Raw genomic sequence first — 18,700 nt, forward strand, 5'->3', positions numbered from 1 at the left:
TTTCAACTTTAATTTAGCCGCCTAGGACCCCTGTTTTAAACAAAGCTTGGATACAAATCAATGAAAAAATACCAGCTAAAACATCATCCGCCATGATCCCACGGCCACCATGTAGCTTCTTATCCAGCATGCGGATCGGCCCAGGTTTTGCGATGTCGAAGAAACGAAACAGTGCAAAGCCGACCAACAATGACTGCCAGCTGATCGCAGCTCCAATCATTGTAATATAAAAACCTACGACCTCATCCCATACAATGGCAGGGTGGTCATGTACATTAACGTCCCGAGCCGTTTTACCACATACCCAAACCCCAAATATCGTCATCAATACTGCGAGGCAAACCTGAAACCATATAGGTAGCGTCATGGTGGCAAAAATAAAAGGCAAACCAGCCAAAGTACCGACTGTTCCTGGGGCTTTGGGGGCAAGTCCCGTACCAAACCCCAATGCAAACAATTGATGTGGGCGTTTGAGATTGAATTTTAACGACTTATCCAAGCTCGCTCCTAATTAAAGTGTTCATAGCCAGCTTGCTCTGGAATAGAGTATTTCTCGCCATTTTTGTAGAGCTCTATTTCGCCTACAGTATTAGTTATTTGTCCAATACAGGTCGCTTCGACACCGTACTGCATTAATCTTGCCTCTACGGCACTTCTGTTATTGTCGTTTACTGTAAAGAGCAATTGGTAATCATCACCATACGACATACTTAGCATATCAATAAGTGCTTGATCTTCCACCGCACGTAAATCATCGGATACAGGAACTTTGTCTACATCAATATCCGCTCCAACCATTGAGCGCTCTACAATGTGTTGTAAATCAGCCAGCAAACCATCGGAAATATCGATGCACGAAGTCGCCAAGCCTCTCAACACTTGTCCAGCCGCCACATGTGGTTTCGGATAATGTAATTTTTCGACAACACGCTTGGTTTGATCTGGACTTAATGCTATACCTCGTTTTCGAGATTCAATCGCTAAAGCCGCATCTCCCACTGGACCAGTAATATAAATCCAATCACCCACATTGGCACCAGAACGCGTCAATGCTTTTCCCTTTGGCACAATTCCTTTGGCGCAAATTGTGATAGTGAGAGGTCCTTGAGTCGTGTCGCCTCCGATCAACTGTACATTGTAGTATTCAGCGATTTCATGTAGACCTTCAGTGAACTCTTCCAACCAGGCCATATTGACATCAGGCAAAGTTAAACCTATTGATACCCAAGTAGGTTCAGCCCCCATTGCGGCCAAATCGCTAAGATTAACAGCCAATACACGATGACCTAACGCTCTTGGTGGAATGTCGGGGAAAAAGTGTACACCTTCGACTAAGGTGTCTGTGGTCACTGCAAGTTGACAATTCTCTGGAATTTCAACAACAGCACAATCATCACCAATACCAACGGCAACATCACGGCGAGTTATGCCTCTGCCTTTGAAGTAATGATTTATTAACTCAAATTCCTTCATACATTAAAAAAGCCGGCCAACGCCGGCTCTCCTCATGATTCTGATTATTTGCGGATTTTCTTAACTGCTTTGTCCAACACACCATTTACAAATTTATGGCTGTCTTCTGCACCAAAAATTTTGGCCAGTTCAATCCCTTCGTTGATGGCCACTTTATAAGGCACATCTTCACGGAACTTAAGCTCATACGCGCTTACGCGTAAAGTCGCTAACTCAACCATGTCTAAGTCGTCAAATGGACGAGATAGGTGAGGTTGAATCGCTTCATCCAACTGTTTATGGTTTACTGCAACACCACGTGCTAAATCTTTAAAATACTCTACATCAACTTTTGATACGTCATTTTCGATTAGCATTTGCTGTTCAATATCAGCAATCGGGTTGCCACTTAACTGCCATGAGTAGACAGCTTGCAATGCAAGCACACGCGCTTTACGTCTAGCTGCTGGTTTCACTGAGATTCCTCTTAAATTTGCTCAAGTACGTTAACCATCTCAAGTGCACCAAGTGCAGCTTCACCGCCCTTGTTGCCCATTTTGGTTCCCGCACGTTCGATAGCTTGCTCAATACTTTCTGTTGTCAATACGCCAAATGCAACTGGAATATCGTAATCTAATGAAACGCTTGCTAGTCCTTTGTTTGACTCGTTGGCAACCAGATCGAAATGTGGTGTGCCACCGCGAATAATAACGCCTAGCGCGATAATAGCATCATGCTCTTTTTTCATTGCAACACGTTTAGCTGCAAGAGGTAACTCAACGGCACCTGGTACATAAACCACTGTGATGTCTTCTTCTTTCACGCCACCTGTGCGCTTTAATTCATCTACAGCACCTTCTAATAAGCTGCTGCCAATGAAATCGTTAAAACGAGAAATGACAATGGCAAATTTTTTACCTGGTGCGAACTTGTTACCTTCAATTATTTTCATTAGATGATTCCTGATCAGTATTAGCAATAGCCAAATTGACGCGCATAATAGCACATCTTAAAGAAAAACACCTACTGTCCAGCAAGACAGTAGGTGTAAAAAGTGAAGACCGAGATTATTTCGGCTCTACGTAATCGACAACTTCCAAATGGAAGCCTGATAGTGCGTGATATTTCTTCGGCAAACTCATTAGACGCATTTTCTGAATGCCTAAATCTGCCAAAATCTGCGAACCAACACCTACAGTACGAGAAGTGCCTTGGAATTTGCGGTAGTTAATCTTTTCACCCTGATCTTCGGCAGCAAACGCTTTGACCAGTTGTTCCAAATCTTCTGTTTGCTCATGCTTACCAAGGATCACTAATGCACCTTGGTGTTCGGCGATATATTTCATTGCGCCATGTAAAGTCCAGCTACGGTCTGCACTTCTATCCGATAGGAGAATGTCATTGAACGTGCTTTGCAAGTGAACACGTACTAGCGTCGGTTCGTCTTCTTTTATTTCGCCTTTTAACAATACATAGTGAAGTTGATTGTCAATGGTGTCTTTATAAGTAACAAGGTCAAACTCACCAAACTCTGTTGGCAATTTGCACTGAGCTACTTTTTCAATGGTAGTTTCATTTAAGTTGCGATATTCGATCAAATCCGCAATTGTGCCAATTTTAATGTCATGCTCTTTGGCAAACACTTCTAGCTCTGGGCGTCTTGCCATAGTGCCGTCAGGGTTAAGAATTTCAACAATCACAGACGACGGCTCTAGTCCTGCCAAGCGAGCTAGGTCACAGCCAGCTTCAGTATGCCCAGCACGTGTTAAAACACCACCCGGCTGCGCCATGATAGGGAAAATATGACCTGGCTGAACAATATCCTCAGGTACAGCGCCTTTGGCAACAGCAGCTTGCACTGTGCGCGCTCTATCAGCAGCCGAAATCCCCGTTGTTACGCCTTTTGCAGCTTCAATAGACATAGTAAAGTTAGTAGAAAATTGAGCGCCGTTATTTCTAACCATCAACGGAAGGTCGAGCTGTTGACATCTCTCTTGCGTCATAGTTAAGCAAATAAGACCTCGGCCATAAGTCGCCATAAAGTTTATCGCCTCAGGCGTAATATGCTCAGCCGCGATGATTAAATCACCTTCATTTTCTCGATCTTCATCGTCCATCAAGATCACCATTTTACCGGCTTTAATGTCTTCGATGATTTCTTTTGCGCTATTTAAGCTCATAATTTTCCCATTATTTACTTTGTTTGAATGGCCAATTACTTAATAAAGCCAGCTTGTGCCAACAAACTGGTTGTGAGAGTCGATTCGCTGGAAGTCGTTTTGCTACCTTGTATTAAACGTTCCAAATATCTTGCAATTTGATCAACTTCTAAGTTCACCAAAGTACCGACTTTAAAGTCTGCGATAGTGGTTTCTTGCGCCGTGTGAGGCACGATGGTGAGTTTAAATTTATTGCCCTCGATGGCATTTACTGTCAAGCTGATCCCATCAATGGCCACAGAGCCTTTGTAGGGTATGTATTTTAATAACTCTTCAGGTGCCGATAGCCAGTAATCTGTCGCTCTGGCGTTCGCTTCAACAGAAACAATGGTTGCAATGCCATCTACATGACCCGAAACCAGATGTCCACCAAGACGTGAGACAGGCTGCAGTGCTTTTTCTAAATTCACCTTTTGACCAACTTGATACTCACCAAATCGTGTCAGTGATAGCGTTTCATTTGACACGTCAGCTCTGAAACCATCACTGTATTTTTCTACTACGGTTAAACAAACACCATTGGTCGCAATGCTGTCACCCAGTGCTACATCTGCCATATCTAAATTATGGGATTTTACTTTAACACTTAAGTCGCCTTGCTTTAGTGTTAGCTCTGATAATGTGCCGGTTGCTTCAATAATGCCTGTAAACATAAATTCTCTTATTTTTTAGTCGCTTTAATGCGAATATCTGTGCCTACTTGCGCACATTCTGTAATTTCAAGCTCAGCGATCTGACCCATTTCAGTCAATACCGAGCTGTTAAACAAACCTTTGCCGCCTTCGCCGATAATTTTTGGCGCCACGTAAATGATATATTCATCGATGAGGACTTGTTCATGCATTGCGCCACATAATGTCGCACCGGCTTCAAGCCATATCTGATTCACATTTTGCTGGGCTAAATATATTAGCGCAGCTCTAAGATCAAGTTTGTCATTTACAGTGGGCAAACATACTTGCTCTACGAAATGAGGCCACTGATGCTGATTATCAAGTTTGGAACGAAAAATAATGACTTTTGATCCACAGCTGAATAAGTTGAGCGCTGGATGTAAACGATTTTGCGAATCAATGATCACTCGAATTGGTTGACGCAGCTCTGCTAACTGAGAAACCTTGTCAAAATCTTCAAATTCACCAGCGCGCACATTAAGTTTAGCGTCGTCCATTAACACCGTATCAGCACCTGATAATATGGCACAACTTTGTGCCCGGTATTTTTGTACGTCCCGTCTCGCCTGCGGACCAGTTATCCATTTGCTTTGGCCATTTTGCAGGGCTGTTTTTCCATCTAAGCTCGCGGCCAGCTTTGCAATCACATAAGGCCTACCGGTTTCCATTCTTTTTAGGAACCCTTTATTCAGCGCACGCGCTTCGTGTTCAAGTAAGCCAAATGCTGTTTCGATCCCAGCTTCTTCCAACATTTTCAAACCATTACCGGCAACTTGTGGATTAGGATCCACCATAGCGCAAATTACTTTTTTTACGCCCGCATCTATCAACCCTTTTGCACACGGTGGAGTACGGCCATAGTGACTGCACGGCTCTAATGTTACATATGCAGTGGCTCCATGGGTATTTCCAGCAGCCTGCCGCAGCGCGTGTACTTCAGCGTGGGGACCACCCGCTTGTATGTGAAACCCCTGCCCTATCACTTGATCATTTTTTACGATGACACAGCCGACGTTCGGGTTAGGCGTTGTCGTGTACTGTCCTTGCTTAGCAAGTTCAATGGCCATTGCCATATAGTCATGGTCGGCCTGCGAAAACTCCATTAGTCACCCAACCTCGCAATTTCTTCACCAAACTCTTTGATATCTTCAAAACTGCGATACACCGAGGCAAAACGCACATAAGCGACTTTATCCAGCTTTTTAAGTGCTTCCATAATGCATTCACCAATCATTTTGCTGTTTACTTCACGCTCTCCGGTTGCTCGGATCTGAGATTTTATTTGATGTACAACTTCTTCTATTTGTTCTGTACTAACGGGGCGCTTCTCTAAAGCACGGTGTAACCCATTGAGCAGCTTATCTTCATTGAAAGGCTCTCGGGTGCCATCTTGTTTGATTACTCTTGGCATCAATAATTCAGCGCCTTCGAAGGTCGTAAAGCGCTCATGACAAACTATACACTCGCGACGGCGACGCACTTGATGGCCTGATGCCACCAATCGCGAATCAATTACTTTGGTATCTTTTGCCGTACAAAAAGGACAATGCATATATTCTCACTGTTAGGTAGTCTATTAATGCGGCGTGTTTGAAAATCATCAATGCCACTCAATGGCAACTACGCGTGTTCAATTGCGCAGGATGACAGAAAATAAAAAGGCCGCATAAATGCGGCCTTTATAATATCAAAAATAACGCAAATTGTGAGTGTAATTATGCGTAAACAGGCAATTTAGCACAGATAGCTTTTACCTTTTCTTTTACTTCTGCTTGCACTGATTCATCATTGATGTTGTCAAGTACATCACAGATCCAACCTGCCAGTTCACCCGCTTCTGCTTCTTTAAAGCCACGACGAGTGATCGCAGGAGAACCAATACGTAGACCTGACGTTACAAATGGAGAGCGCGGGTCATTAGGTACTGAGTTCTTGTTAACAGTGATATTTGCACGACCAAGCGCCGCATCAGCGTCTTTACCTGTGATATCTTTATCAATTAGGTCTAGTAGGAACAGGTGGTTATCTGTTTTACCAGAAACAACTTTGTAGCCACGCTCTTGAAGTACTGCAACCATAGCTTGTGCATTTTTAACAACTTGAGTTTGGTAAGTCTTGAACTCAGGCTCTAACGCTTCTTTGAATGCTACTGCTTTTGCCGCAATAACATGACATAAAGGACCACCTTGGCCACCTGGGAATACTGCACTGTTTAGCTTTTTGTAAACATCTTCATCGCCACAAGCTGATACAATTAAACCACCACGCGGACCAGCAAGCGTTTTGTGCGTAGTTGTTGTCACAACGTGCGCATGAGGTACAGGGTTAGGGTATACACCAGCCGCAACTAGACCTGCTACGTGTGCCATGTCTACAAGTAAGTATGCGCCTACTTTGTCAGCGATTTCGCGGAACTTAGCCCAATCAACAATACCTGAGTATGCAGAGAAACCACCAATGATCATCTTTGGCTTGTGCTCAAGTGCTAACGCTTCTACTTGTGCATAATCGATCTCACCGGTTTCTTCGTTTAGACCGTATTGGATTGCATTATAAGTCTTACCTGAAAAGTTTACGTGAGAGCCATGAGTCAAGTGACCGCCGTGTGCAAGGCTCATACCTAACACAGTGTCATGTGGCTGAAGTAGAGCTTGGAATACCGCTGCGTTTGCTTGTGAACCAGCATGTGGCTGTACGTTTGCGTAATCAGCACCAAATAGTTCACATGCACGATCAATTGCAAGTTGTTCTACAACATCAACGTGTTCACAACCACCATAGTAACGCTTGCCTGGGTAACCTTCTGCGTACTTGTTTGTAAGCTGTGACCCTTGAGCCTCTAAAACACGCGGGCTACAGTAGTTTTCAGATGCGATTAGCTCAATGTGCTCTTCTTGACGAGTCGTCTCTGATTGGATCGCGTTAAATAGTTCAGGGTCAAAATCTGCAATATTCATGTTACGTTCTAACATGGTTTCTCCTAGGTGCACGTATGATTAAATTTACCGAATGCAATTGTACGCAATTTACATCCAATTGCCTACGAAATCTGCGTGAGCATATTTAAGCAAGGATTGAATTTATTTCACAGTGTTTAAGGGATGATATTTTTTTATTTAAATATAAAAAAAAATTATGTAAATTGATTTTTTCATTAAAAAATAAAATATGCATACATTCACCCATTGTTACTTACTGTATGCACAAATAGTTTAATCAGCTGCGCTTATGGTACTAACTTTTCAAAAAGGCGCTTCTTTAACCCTTCGTAGTCGGCACTAATTGATTCAGCTAAACACTGCTTTGCCAGCGCAGCTGCAAGGACTTCTGGCATTTCAAGTTGTTGTTCTAGAACACCTTCAACAGACTCTTTAAATTTAGCTGGATGCGCTGTAGCCAAAAAGATACCTGTTTCATTTTCTGCATGGTTTAAGCGTAGACCTTCATAGGCTATTGCCGTATGCGGCTCTGCAATATAACCAAGTTTATTGATTTCCTTCATCACTTCTTGGGTGCGAGATTCTGAAACCGAACATGAATAAAAATCATCTTTAGCAAAAGAGTTACCATTAAGCATACTTTCAACTCGTGGCCAGTTATTAGGTTTACTCACATCCATAGCATTAGACAATGACTCGAGCGTAGCATTTGGGGACCAATTTCCTGTTTCGATATAACGCGGTACAGTATCATTCTGATTAGTCGTCGCACTAAGCTTTTTAACAGGTAACCCTATTGCAGCCGCTATCATGGCAGCACAAACATTGCCAAAATTGCCACTCGGTACTGATACATGAACCTGCTCGCGTTGCGAGTCTTTTAATTGTGCAAATGCCTCAAAGTAATAGCACACTTGGGCTAATAACCGACTGATATTAATTGAGTTGGCTGAGTTCAACCCTAGCTGAGACTTAACTTCATCATCCAAAAATGCCTGTTTTACCAGCGCCTGGCAGTCATCGAAGCTGCCATCTACTGCGAAACAATGAATATTGCCACCAAGTGTAGTAAACAACTTTTGTTGTGCGAGTGATATCTTGCCTTTAGGATATAAAATCACTACATCAACATTTTCTTTGCCATAAAATGCATGGGCAACAGCTGCCCCTGTATCACCGCTGGTGGCAGTTAAAATGGTGACACGCTCACCTTGATTAAACAAGCTAATGCACTCTGACATAAAGCGTCCACCAAAATCTTTGAACGCCAATGTTGGACCATGAAACAACTCTAAACAATAAGTACCGCTTTCCACTTCCACCAGCGGCGCAGGAAAGTTAAAAGCACTTTTGACCATGGCATCCAATGTATCGCTAGGTAGCTCATCACCAATCAAATGCTGCAATATACGGCTGCTACGCGCTTGAAATGGCATAGCCAATAGTGCGTTAATATCCTCGAGTAGCACTAGATTTTGTGGGAAAAAAACGCCTTGGTTGCGGCCTAAGCCGATTTTAACCGCTTCTGTAAATGAAACCTGCTGCTGAGGGTCCATTAGATTTACTAAATTCATATCAATTCCTTAAACCAATTCTCTGGTACCTGCACTGTCCAGCTGACAGATATGGCTAAAACCGTGCTCATTTAAATAATTCGACTCTAGCCAAGACTGGCATTGATGGGCCACGTTTAATGTTGGGCACAGAGCAAATAATGTTGGGCCTGCGCCTGATATACTCACTACGCTCGCACCTAGCTCAGGTAGACTCAACTTGGCATCAGCGTATCCATCAATCAACTCTGATCGACAAGGCTCTGCCACTGAGTCTTGCATAAGCGATACTGCCTCACTAAATCTATTTAGTTGTAGCAGCGCGCAAAATGCTGACAATCGTTGTGCAAAAGCAACACTGTCTCCAAGTTTCAATTCTGGCGGTAACACTGCTCTTGCCTTTGCAGTATTTAAAGCAAAACCAGGATAGGCCACCACAATGTACCAATTAGGGTCAACTGGCAAAGCCAATGCGCGATTTGGTACCAACTCAGCCGTCAACTGGAGCCCTCCCAAATAGCATGGCGTGATATTATCGTAGTGACGAGCCCCACTCACCTTAGCTTCAAAATCAGCCATCAACTCGATCATTTGAATTTGAGACAGCTGTGTGCCTGCAAAAGCATTCAACGCTGCAAATGTTGCAACAACGGAACAAGCACTAGATCCTAGCCCAGAGCCGACCGGCAACCTTTTTTCAAGGGTCAATGACAGACTAGGCATATCAGCTTTCACATGCGATCTAAAATGTGTTAAACACTGAAAGGCGAGGTTATCTTGTGCTTCTTGAGGCAATTTGTGGGCATATTTACCAACGCAGCTAAACTGATCTCGCTGAGCTTCTTCAATACTAACCACATCGCCCAGTAACTGACCATCAATCGGCGCAATCGCTGCACCAAGCGAATCGAATCCAACGCAAAAATTCCCAATTGAGGCTGGCGCATAAAATTTTCTCATGTTGCGCTCCTAACGAGAGAGTGTTTTTAAGATATCGGCAAATACGCCTGCGGCCGTTACTTCTGCGCCCGCCCCATAACCTCTGATCACAAATGGCTTAGGCTGATAATACTGACTCAAAATTGCCAGTGCATTTTCTCCATCACGTATATCAAACAACGCATGGCTAGCGTCCACCGCTTCTATACCCACTTTACATTTGCCGTCTTGAATGCTGCCAACATAGCGTAGCTTTTTACCTTCACTGGCAGCGCTTTGAACCCGATCAGAGAATGTCGCATCCAATTCAGGCAGACGAGCCATAAACTCATCAACTGAACTGCCCTGCGCAAATTCCTCAGAGACCACTGGTTCAACTTGAATATCATTCAACTCCAAATCAAATCCAGCCTCACGAGCAATGATCAATAGCTTTCTCGCCACATCAGTACCTGATAGGTCATCCCTCGGATCTGGCTCTGTGAAACCATTTTGCTTCGCTTTCGCGGTTGCTTCTGACAGGCTGAGACCATCTTCTATCACCCCAAACATGTATGACAGAGAACCAGATAAAATACCGTTGAAAGACAGTAATTCATCACCTGCACCAAACAATAACTGCAAATTGTCTAAAACTGGCAACCCTGCTCCAACGTTAGTTTCATATAAGAACTTCCTACCAGAACCTTGTGCTGCATTTTTCAGCTGATGGTAATACGCCATATCGCCAGTGTTGGCTTTCTTATTGGCGGCTACCACATGGAACCCTGCATTTAAAAAGTTTGCGTATTGATCTGCAAGTTGCTCAGAAGAACTACAATCAACAATAACTGGATTAATCAAGTGATTCACTTTGACAAAATGTTCTAATTTATTCAGGTCAAATCTGGCCTCACTTTGCGCCAGTTGACTTTGCCACTGTTCGAAATCAACACCCTCTTTACTTAAAAAGCACTGTTTCGAATTCGACACACCATAAAGATTTAACTTGATATTGCGTTTTGCCAGCCAGTCTTGTTGCTTTTCGAGTTGTTTGATTAACTCTTTGCCGACTAGGCCACAACCCAGTAAAAAGAGGTCTATGGAAGGAACATGAGTAAAGAAGTTCTCATGACAAACTTTCATTGCGTCTTTACACAACTCACCTGAAACAACAGCAGAGATCGCACTTTCCGTAGAGTCTTGTGCAATTGCAACCACGTTTACTTGAGCTTGTGCCAAAGAGGCAAAGAATTTAGCAGCAAGCCCTTTGTGTGACTTCATATTGTCACCGACCAAAGTTACGATGGCGAGCTTTTTACGTACTTCAACAGGTTCAATAAGTCCCGCGTGCGTCTCCAATGTAAATGCCGCCTCTAACGCATTGAGTGCCAAGGCTAAATCCTGTTCATACACACAAAAACTAATACTGAACTCACATGACGACTGTGTGATCAGGACAATCGACACATTGTCATTAGCCAGTGCGCCAAACACTCTTGCAGCCATACCCACTTTGCCTTTCATACCCGGCCCAGACACCGTCAGCATAGCTAGATTATCCAAACTTGATAGTGCTTTTACAGGCGCATCACCTGTGCCGTCAGAAGAGATTAAAGATCCAGGCACATCCGGATCATGAGTGTTTTTTATCTCGCATGGGACATTGGCTTTAGCACATGGCAAGATTGTTTTAGGGTGCAACACTTTTGCTCCGAAATAGGCAAGCTCCATCGCCTCCTTATATGAAAGGCGGTCAACTTTGGTGGCCTTCTTAATCAGCCTAGGATCCGCACTATACACCCCATCGACATCCGTCCATATTTGGCAAATATCGGCATTGAGACTTGCGGCCATTACAGCCGCTGAATAATCAGACCCATTGCGACCCAGTGTTGTCAGCTCGCCTGCAGCATTGCTACCGGTAAACCCGGCCATGATATAAATACCTGAGTCTTCAGAAGCCACTTGCTGGCTAACAGCTTCACGAGTTTTATCCAAGTCAACTTCGGCATCTAAGTATTGGGCGTGAGTCTTGATACAACTTGTCGCATCCAAAGCACGGGCACCATGCGCTTTCAACATAGTAACCATAAGAGAAACGCTTACTCGTTCACCAAAGCTAATCGCAAAAGCATTGACCGATGCTGGGCACTGTTTAAGCAATTGGACACCCTGCAATTGTTGTTTGAGTAAGTCCAACTTAGGCCAACCTAAAACCTCTCCATATTGTGATTCAACTTCGCGTTTAAGGGCCACACAGCGCGACTCTAGTGCATCCCACTGTGCAGCATAATCGTCGCCGCGCGCAGCTATTTGAACCAATTCGACCAAACTATCAGTCATACCTCCAGGAGCTGATAGCACAACAACCGCTTTCTCACTGCCATAATTCAGGATCAGAGACTGCACGCGACTTAAACATGCTATATCTGCCAGTGAAGAGCCTCCAAACTTTAAAACTCGCATTTTTCAATTTTCCTCATTCCAGAAACGAAAAAGGCCTGTGCTCTTGGTGAGCACAGGCCTTTTTTAAATATGCACGGACCTATGCCACTATCCAGTATGGATGGTGGTCGTAATAATAATTGTCACGTTACATGTAATTGGGTTCATGGTTTTTACGTTAACCTAAGATTAGTTTTTGCTTAAAAAATATTTACAGGACTTAGACTGCCCGATCTTTGGCCAATCTGTCAAGTCGATAAATAGAAATTAAATATGCAAAAAGTTCAAGATACGTACTGGAAAGTGAAATACTTATCTAACGAATACCATATTCGTTAAGTAAAGACATAAGTTGTTCTGATTTGACTGGCTTTTCAAGGAATTTTAAAGCCCCCAATTGTGCCACTCTTGTTTTCATTTTGTCCTGAATGTCTGCCGAGATCACAACCACAAAAGTTTCAATTTTAAGTGCCTTGATCGCCTCAAGCACACCTATCCCATCCAATATCGGCATGGTCAGGTCAAGACAGAGCAAATCAATTTGCGAATTTTGCAATATTTCGACGGCTTCTTGGCCGTTTTTAGCCTGACAAACCTCAACATCTAAGTGTGTGTTCAGGCAGCGCACAACTTGCTTACGTGCAACAGTTGAATCGTCACACACTAACACGGAATAGCTCATAAGAAGGTAAATCTTTATTGTTCTAGTAACAAATAAACGTTATTGTTGTTCTAATCTTATAACACAATAATCAACATCCAGTAAGTTTTTTATATACGCTTATATGTTGTAAAGATAGCAAGATAAACATTTATTTTTAGCCATTTATTGGCTAACTTTAAGTTTAACACGCGTGCTATAACATGGTCGTCAGGAGCGAAGAACACTCCATGCTACAGAAAAGTCTGTCGAAAAAACTACTTACAAACGTTCTGTCAGTTTACTTTCTGCTAACGTTTGTCGTAACTTGTGGACAAGTTGTCGCAGAATATGTCAACACTAAAGACTACATCCGTAACGAATTGACCATGCTGCAAAAAACCTTCAGCCGCAGCCTGACACGTGCTATCTGGGAATTAAACACCAAACAGACTGTCACAACTGCCGAAGGGTTATTGGCAATACCAATGATCGAAGGGATAATTGTGCGAGATGATAGTGGCGAAATCATCTCTCAACTCGGGCGCTCTCTAAATATTCACGAACTATACAGTCAGCAGCTTGTTCAAGAAGAAGCCTTAATTGAAGATACGCCTTCCGGGTTATTCGGGTACACATTCCCACTTATTTTTGAGTTTTCAGGAAGGGCTACACAAGTCGGTGACGTCACCTTATTCTCTAGTCGCGAAGTCGTTTTCAGCCGAATTATGATCTCTATCTACTTTTTGATAGGGAATGCCATGGTTAAAACGACCTTCTTAATTATCCTATTTTTATTGGCCTTTAGAAAACTCCTCACAGAGCCACTGACAGACCTCACAGAACAGATAGAAGACTTTGAAGTCGACAATGTTGATGGACATAAAATAGATATTGATACCACTGAACGAAATGAGCTCAAGGTTATGGAAGAAGCCTTTAATAAGCTGATCGACAAAGTTGCCGAATATCGAAAACAACTCGATCAGACGCAAAAAGAGCTCATTATTAGTAATGAAAAATTAGATCAACACAATATTCAGCTCGAGCAAGAGGTTGCTAGGAAAACATCAAACCTTAGTCAGGCGATGATGGACTTACAACAACAAAAATATGAACTAGAAAAGCAAAAGCTGACACTCACAGAAGAGATAGACCTGCGGCGCCAAACAGAAGAAGAGCTACTGACAAAACAAAACGAATTAGAAAAATATGTCGAAGAGCTGAATATGGCACAAGAACGCTTGGTCGGTTCAGAAAAAATGGCTGCATTAGGTGGTCTTGTAGCTGGTATCACCCATGATATCAATACACCTGTTGGTATTGGCGTTACTGCGACTTCCTTTTTGCAAGAGCGCCTCGATCAACTGGAAGCTGCCTATAAAGAAAAAACCTTATCTCCGAAGGCCTTGGAAGAGTTTATGCACGAAGCAAAACAAAGTGCGAGCCTTCTAACCAACAATCTCGCTCGGGCATCTGAATTGGTTGCCAGCTTCAAACAAATTGCAGTTGATCAGGCCAGTGAGGCGGTTAGAACCATAAACTTCCAACAGTATTTAGGCGAAGTTCTTCGTTCTTTACACCCCAAATTGAAAAAAACCGCGCATGAAGTCAATATTGATTGCCCGGCAGATCTGACTCTTAATTTGCCAGCCGGAGCCATTAGCCAGATTTTCACTAACCTAATCATGAACTCTCTTATCCATGGCTTTGAAGGGGTGAATAAGGGCACCATAGATATCCAAATTACTGATGACAATGAAGATGTCAAAATCGTTTATAAAGATAACGGTAAAGGCGTCTCACCTGCACAATTAGAGAAACTATTTGACCCCTTCTTTACCACTAAACGAGATCAAGGTGGCAGTGGTCTTGGTACACATATTACCTTCAATTTGGTGAAACAAACATTGAATGGTGACATTGAAGTTAGCTCAGAAGAGGGTCAAGGGCTCACCTACCACATTAGTTTCCCGAAAGAAATGAAAGCACAACAGGCAATGTTTAGTTAACCCTGACACCAGCGGCGTGAATTGACCTTTTATTCACGCCTTATCACCCAATCAAATTTAATCACAAAAGCCACAATATTGGCTTTGCTCGAAACACCTTTGATTTGCTATGATGCAATTCGATTTTTCACTTGGATATTTGAATATATGTGGTTCAGCAACCTGATCTGTTACCGTTTTAAACAAGATGTTTCGTACACGCAAGAAGACTTTGAAAAAGCACTTGAGCAAGATATATTCCGCGCTTGCGGCAGCCAAGATATGAGCACCTTTGGTTGGGTAAACGCATTAGGGAAACACGGTCAAACTCTGTCTCATTTCTCACAAAATAGCATATTGTTATGTGCCAAGCGCGAGGAAAAAGTACTGCCAGCGGCAGTGATCAATGATATGGTCGCTGAAAAAGTCGAACAGATAGAGCGTGAAGAAAACCGCCCAGTAAAGAAAAAAGAAAAAGATGAACTTAAAGAAAATATCCTAGCCACTCTGCTGCCTCAGGCATTCAAAAAATCGAGTTTGCAGTTTGCCTTTATTGATCAAGAAAGCGGCTGGGTTATCGTCAATAGTGCGAGCTTTAATAAAGCTGAAGAAATGATGGCTTTACTACGTAAATCTTTGGGCACACTGCCTATTGTTCCTGCATTTGCTAACTACGACCTCGATGTATTCTTAACTGATTGGCTTACAAAGTTTGAAGCGCCTGAAGGTTTTGCTATTGGTAATGATGCAGAACTACAAGATGCTGCTGACGAAGGTGCACAAGTTAAATTAAAGCAACATGACTTAGCCAGTGATGAAATTAAGCTTCACTTAGAAAATGGCAAGCGCGTCACTAAACTCGCGCTGGATTGGAAAGAGCGTGTACAGTTTTTATTGCAGAACGATGGTTCAATCAAACGTGTGAGCTACAATGATGCACTGAAAGAGCAAAATGCTGATATTCCAAAAGAAGATTTAGCAATTAAGTTAGATGCTGACTTTATCCTTGTCTCAGAGGAAGTAAAAGAATTACTTGAAGACCTCACAAAAGAGCTAGGTGATAAAGACGATCTTTAATAAAAAAGGGCCTCAAGGCCCTTTTTTATTGTATAAACACAAATTTAAGCAAACATCGATTTCACATCCGTTAGCAAGTCTAAATATGCATCATCTGTAAACATATCAATAGAGCGAAGTACGCCTTTTTCTTCATATACACCCAACGCAGCGGCTTTGTCTGATACTTGTAAAATCCCTTCAACAATAGCGCCAGCACGGATAAAATCAACATAACAAACATGCTCAGGCTTATAGTTTGGGTTAGCCCAACTTTCTGCAACCTCAACAAAATCGTCAGTAAATCCCCACTCACGCATAATAGCACCACCTATACGACCTGCTAATTTTTGAATTGCGTGCGCTAAAAAGCTTGGGTTTGCAAATACTTCAGGGTGCTTCTCTGCTTCTGTCAAAATGGGTAACACACCAATATTAAATACTAGCGAGGCAAGTGTAATTGTGTCTTTATTCAGCGATGTATGTTTGTTCAAGCGCAAGTAAAACTCCATGGTCGAAATCGCTTGGCAAGCCACTTTCAAGGTTTTTTGCCACGCTTTGTCCATGTACGTTTTTATCAACTTGTTATTTGAAACGAACAGCTGTTCCATTGCCATGGCTGTAGCAATATTTTTTATTTGCCGAAGCCCAATACGTGTCACCGCTTGATTTAAGGTATTTACTTTAATAGAACGTCCCATAAAGCCGCTATTTGCTACTTTTATCATACGTGCAGCCAATGCAGGATCATGAGATATCACGTCTGCCATTTGCAGTAGGTTGACTTCGGGGTCGTCGGCTGCTTGACGAACTCGAACAGCAATTTCAGGCAAGGTAGGTAAAACGAGTGTGTCATTATTGATTTTATCGACAAGAATGGTAAGTAATGCGTTTTCTGTAGACATATGGTCAAGTCCTTTAAATTCGCCACTTAACGATGGCCTTATAATTTTTACTGCTTTAAGTATTGTCTAACTTCTCGATAAAGTTAAGAAAAGTATAAAAATTATTCTGAGCATGGTGACAATAGAAAATACTTTGTTTTTACCGTTTGCTCAATTGGTATTTTTTCCGCATCATAGATGCGACACAATCATAATAACTAAAATCCTGGGATAAATGATGAAACTTTCTAAACTCTCTAGCGCGATTTTAATCGCTTCCGGTTTGCTAGTAAGTGCATGCTCACAACAACAAGCAGACACACCAAAATCGAATACAGCCGCTGCGCAAGATACAGTGACCTATTCATTGCAAAATATTGATAAAAACCGCCTCAATATTTATACAGAAGTCACTTTAACCAGCGACCTGAGCCATCTTAATGACAACCAGAAAAAAATGATTGCACTGCTTATAGATGCCTCAAAAATCATGGATGACCTATTCTGGAAACAAGCTTTTGGTCAAGACAAAGATACCTTCCTTGCGCGCATCGACGACCAACAAGTACGCCGTTTTGCAGACATTAACTATGGCCCTTGGGACCGCTTAGATGGCGACAAAATTTTCCTAACTCGCTTTGATGATAAAGCCCCTGGAGCAGAGTTTTATCCCAGTGATATTTCCAAAGAAGAACTAAACCAAGCTGACTTTAAAGACAAGCAGGGTCTTTACTCCATGGTTAAAAGAGACCAACAAGGTAACTTATATTCAGTGCCATATGCCACTGAATTTAGGTCTGAGCTAGAAGCTGCAGCCAAGCTTTTAAGAGAAGCCAGCGCCCTTGCTGTAGACAAGCAGTTTTCAAATTACTTAAACCTGCGTGCTGATGCCTTGTTAAACAACAGCTATCAACCTTCAGATTTTGCATGGATGGATATGAAAAATAACCCTATCGACGTGGTTATTGGTCCTATCGAAACATATGAAGATCAACTTTTTGGCTACCGAAGCGCATTTGAGTCATACGTATTAGTTAAAGACTTAGCTTGGAGCGAACGCCTCGCAAAGTTTGCGGCATTTTTACCTGAACTCCAAACCGGCTTACCGGTTGCACAAAAATATAAACAAGAAGTCCCAGGCTCAGATGCAGATCTTAACGCTTATGACGTAGTGTACTACGCAGGACACTCAAATGCTGGCAGTAAAACCATTGCTATCAACTTACCGAACGACGAACAAGTTCAGTTAGAAAAAGGGACTCGCCGGCTACAACTAAAAAATGCGATGCGCGCTAAGTTCGATAAAATTCTCGTACCCATTGCGGATGAGTTGATTGTGCCAGAGCAGCGCAAGCACATTACGTTTAACGCATTTTTTGCCAATACTATGTTCCATGAAGTTGCGCACGGCTTGGGGGTAAAAAATACCCTCACAGGTAAAGGGACTGTACGTCAGTCGCTACAAGAGCATGCCAGCGCCATAGAAGAAGGTAAAGCCGATATCTTAGGACTTTACATGGTGGAGCAGCTACTGAAAAAAGGCGAGATAACGGAAGGCACCTTGGAAGACTATTATGTTACCTTTATGGCTGGCATCTTCCGTTCGGTCCGCTTTGGCGCGTCAAGTGCTCATGGTAAAGCCAACATGATCCGCTTCAATTTTTTCAAACAAGAAGGCGCATTTTCTAAAAATGCCCAAGGCTTGTATCAAGTTGATATGGATAAAATGGGTGCTGCAATGGAAAAGCTATCTAATTTGATCCTCACCCTACAAGGTGATGGTGATTACCAAAAAGTTGACCAACTAATTGCAACTCACGGAGATATAAAAACAGAGCTGCAAGCAGACTTAAATAAGCTGGCCAATGCAAATATCCCCGTCGACGTCACCTTCAAACAAGGCAAGTCTGTCTTAGGGCTTTAAAT

The 18,700-nt window shown here is 42.6% G+C and carries 17 protein-coding genes; 3 read left to right on the plus strand and 14 right to left on the minus strand.

Annotated elements, in window-relative coordinates; genetic code table 11:
* Positions 1-13: 13 nt before the first annotated feature.
* From MHN81_RS13415 to MHN81_RS13475, 13 genes are all read right to left on the minus strand, one after another.
* Positions 14-499 (minus strand): phosphatidylglycerophosphatase A, encoded by a 486-nt coding sequence (locus MHN81_RS13415; protein ID WP_023398526.1) that lies wholly within the window; start codon positions 497-499, stop codon positions 14-16.
* Between the two features lie 8 nt (positions 500-507).
* The gene (gene thiL / locus MHN81_RS13420) at positions 508-1,473 is read right to left on the minus strand and encodes a thiamine-phosphate kinase (RefSeq protein WP_023398525.1); all 966 of its coding nucleotides are present in this window, start codon (positions 1,471-1,473) and stop codon (positions 508-510) included.
* A 44-nt stretch (positions 1,474-1,517) separates the two neighbouring features.
* Positions 1,518-1,928 carry a transcription antitermination factor NusB gene (gene nusB, locus MHN81_RS13425; RefSeq protein WP_023398524.1) on the minus strand — a complete coding sequence of 137 codons (411 nt, stop codon included), beginning with the start codon at positions 1,926-1,928 and terminating at the stop codon, positions 1,518-1,520.
* 11 nt (positions 1,929-1,939) lie between these two features.
* Positions 1,940-2,404, minus strand: coding sequence for a 6,7-dimethyl-8-ribityllumazine synthase (ribE, locus tag MHN81_RS13430; RefSeq protein ID WP_023398523.1), 465 nt, complete (start codon positions 2,402-2,404; stop codon positions 1,940-1,942).
* 115 nt (positions 2,405-2,519) lie between these two features.
* Positions 2,520-3,632: a bifunctional 3,4-dihydroxy-2-butanone-4-phosphate synthase/GTP cyclohydrolase II gene (ribBA, locus tag MHN81_RS13435; protein ID WP_023398522.1), complete on the minus strand. Its 1,113-nt coding sequence runs from the start codon at positions 3,630-3,632 to the stop codon at positions 2,520-2,522.
* Positions 3,633-3,667: 35 nt separating this feature from the next.
* Positions 3,668-4,324 (minus strand): riboflavin synthase, encoded by a 657-nt coding sequence (locus MHN81_RS13440; RefSeq protein WP_023398521.1) that lies wholly within the window; start codon positions 4,322-4,324, stop codon positions 3,668-3,670.
* Between the two features lie 8 nt (positions 4,325-4,332).
* Positions 4,333-5,448: a bifunctional diaminohydroxyphosphoribosylaminopyrimidine deaminase/5-amino-6-(5-phosphoribosylamino)uracil reductase RibD gene (gene ribD / locus MHN81_RS13445; protein ID WP_239425954.1), complete on the minus strand. Its 1,116-nt coding sequence runs from the start codon at positions 5,446-5,448 to the stop codon at positions 4,333-4,335.
* Positions 5,448-5,897 carry a transcriptional regulator NrdR gene (gene nrdR / locus MHN81_RS13450; protein WP_023398519.1) on the minus strand — a complete coding sequence of 150 codons (450 nt, stop codon included), beginning with the start codon at positions 5,895-5,897 and terminating at the stop codon, positions 5,448-5,450. The genes ribD and nrdR overlap by 1 nt, the downstream gene beginning before the upstream one ends.
* Before the next feature lie 163 nt (positions 5,898-6,060).
* Positions 6,061-7,317, minus strand: coding sequence for a serine hydroxymethyltransferase (glyA, locus tag MHN81_RS13455; RefSeq protein ID WP_023398518.1), 1,257 nt, complete (start codon positions 7,315-7,317; stop codon positions 6,061-6,063).
* A gap of 254 nt (positions 7,318-7,571) precedes the next feature.
* Positions 7,572-8,858: a threonine synthase gene (thrC, locus tag MHN81_RS13460; protein WP_239425955.1), complete on the minus strand. Its 1,287-nt coding sequence runs from the start codon at positions 8,856-8,858 to the stop codon at positions 7,572-7,574.
* Between the two features lie 9 nt (positions 8,859-8,867).
* Complete coding sequence (thrB, locus tag MHN81_RS13465) at positions 8,868-9,797, minus strand: homoserine kinase (protein ID WP_239425956.1); 930 nt, start codon at positions 9,795-9,797, stop codon at positions 8,868-8,870.
* A gap of 9 nt (positions 9,798-9,806) precedes the next feature.
* Entirely contained in the window at positions 9,807-12,224 is a 2,418-nt protein-coding gene (thrA, locus tag MHN81_RS13470; RefSeq protein ID WP_239425957.1) for a bifunctional aspartate kinase/homoserine dehydrogenase I, read from the minus strand.
* A 295-nt stretch (positions 12,225-12,519) separates the two neighbouring features.
* Positions 12,520-12,885 (minus strand): response regulator, encoded by a 366-nt coding sequence (locus MHN81_RS13475; protein ID WP_036975591.1) that lies wholly within the window; start codon positions 12,883-12,885, stop codon positions 12,520-12,522.
* 209 nt (positions 12,886-13,094) lie between these two features.
* Between MHN81_RS13475 and MHN81_RS13480 the strand changes: the two genes are divergently transcribed.
* Positions 13,095-14,855 (plus strand): HAMP domain-containing sensor histidine kinase, encoded by a 1,761-nt coding sequence (locus MHN81_RS13480; RefSeq protein WP_036975588.1) that lies wholly within the window; start codon positions 13,095-13,097, stop codon positions 14,853-14,855.
* A 147-nt stretch (positions 14,856-15,002) separates the two neighbouring features.
* On the plus strand, positions 15,003-15,911 hold the full coding sequence (gene rdgC / locus MHN81_RS13485) for a recombination-associated protein RdgC (protein ID WP_023398512.1): 909 nt from the start codon (positions 15,003-15,005) through the stop codon (positions 15,909-15,911).
* Between the two features lie 44 nt (positions 15,912-15,955).
* Here the strand turns inward: rdgC and MHN81_RS13490 are convergent, their stop codons facing one another.
* Positions 15,956-16,795 carry an HDOD domain-containing protein gene (locus MHN81_RS13490; protein ID WP_023398511.1) on the minus strand — a complete coding sequence of 280 codons (840 nt, stop codon included), beginning with the start codon at positions 16,793-16,795 and terminating at the stop codon, positions 15,956-15,958.
* Positions 16,796-17,012: 217 nt separating this feature from the next.
* Between MHN81_RS13490 and MHN81_RS13495 the strand changes: the two genes are divergently transcribed.
* Positions 17,013-18,698: a Zn-dependent hydrolase gene (locus MHN81_RS13495; RefSeq protein ID WP_239425958.1), complete on the plus strand. Its 1,686-nt coding sequence runs from the start codon at positions 17,013-17,015 to the stop codon at positions 18,696-18,698.
* The last annotated feature ends 2 nt before the right edge of the window (positions 18,699-18,700 follow it).

Origin of the sequence: Pseudoalteromonas sp. Of7M-16 (assembly GCF_022347805.1) — a bacterium.
Taxonomy (GTDB): domain Bacteria; phylum Pseudomonadota; class Gammaproteobacteria; order Enterobacterales; family Alteromonadaceae; genus Pseudoalteromonas; species Pseudoalteromonas luteoviolacea_F.

Coding starts and splice junctions, on each gene's coding strand:
- thiL (WP_023398525.1), bottom strand. CDS start 1,473: ATGAAGGAATTTGAGTTAATAAATCATTACTTCAAAGGCAGAGGCATA.
- ribE (WP_023398523.1), bottom strand. CDS start 2,404: ATGAAAATAATTGAAGGTAACAAGTTCGCACCAGGTAAAAAATTTGCC.
- ribBA (WP_023398522.1), bottom strand. CDS start 3,632: ATGAGCTTAAATAGCGCAAAAGAAATCATCGAAGACATTAAAGCCGGT.
- MHN81_RS13440 (WP_023398521.1), bottom strand. CDS start 4,324: ATGTTTACAGGCATTATTGAAGCAACCGGCACATTATCAGAGCTAACA.
- ribD (WP_239425954.1), bottom strand. CDS start 5,448: ATGGAGTTTTCGCAGGCCGACCATGACTATATGGCAATGGCCATTGAA.
- nrdR (WP_023398519.1), bottom strand. CDS start 5,897: ATGCATTGTCCTTTTTGTACGGCAAAAGATACCAAAGTAATTGATTCG.
- glyA (WP_023398518.1), bottom strand. CDS start 7,317: ATGTTAGAACGTAACATGAATATTGCAGATTTTGACCCTGAACTATTT.
- thrC (WP_239425955.1), bottom strand. CDS start 8,858: ATGAATTTAGTAAATCTAATGGACCCTCAGCAGCAGGTTTCATTTACA.
- thrB (WP_239425956.1), bottom strand. CDS start 9,797: ATGAGAAAATTTTATGCGCCAGCCTCAATTGGGAATTTTTGCGTTGGA.
- thrA (WP_239425957.1), bottom strand. CDS start 12,224: ATGCGAGTTTTAAAGTTTGGAGGCTCTTCACTGGCAGATATAGCATGT.
- MHN81_RS13475 (WP_036975591.1), bottom strand. CDS start 12,885: ATGAGCTATTCCGTGTTAGTGTGTGACGATTCAACTGTTGCACGTAAG.
- MHN81_RS13480 (WP_036975588.1), top strand. CDS start 13,095: ATGCTACAGAAAAGTCTGTCGAAAAAACTACTTACAAACGTTCTGTCA.
- rdgC (WP_023398512.1), top strand. CDS start 15,003: ATGTGGTTCAGCAACCTGATCTGTTACCGTTTTAAACAAGATGTTTCG.
- MHN81_RS13490 (WP_023398511.1), bottom strand. CDS start 16,795: ATGTCTACAGAAAACGCATTACTTACCATTCTTGTCGATAAAATCAAT.
- MHN81_RS13495 (WP_239425958.1), top strand. CDS start 17,013: ATGAAACTTTCTAAACTCTCTAGCGCGATTTTAATCGCTTCCGGTTTG.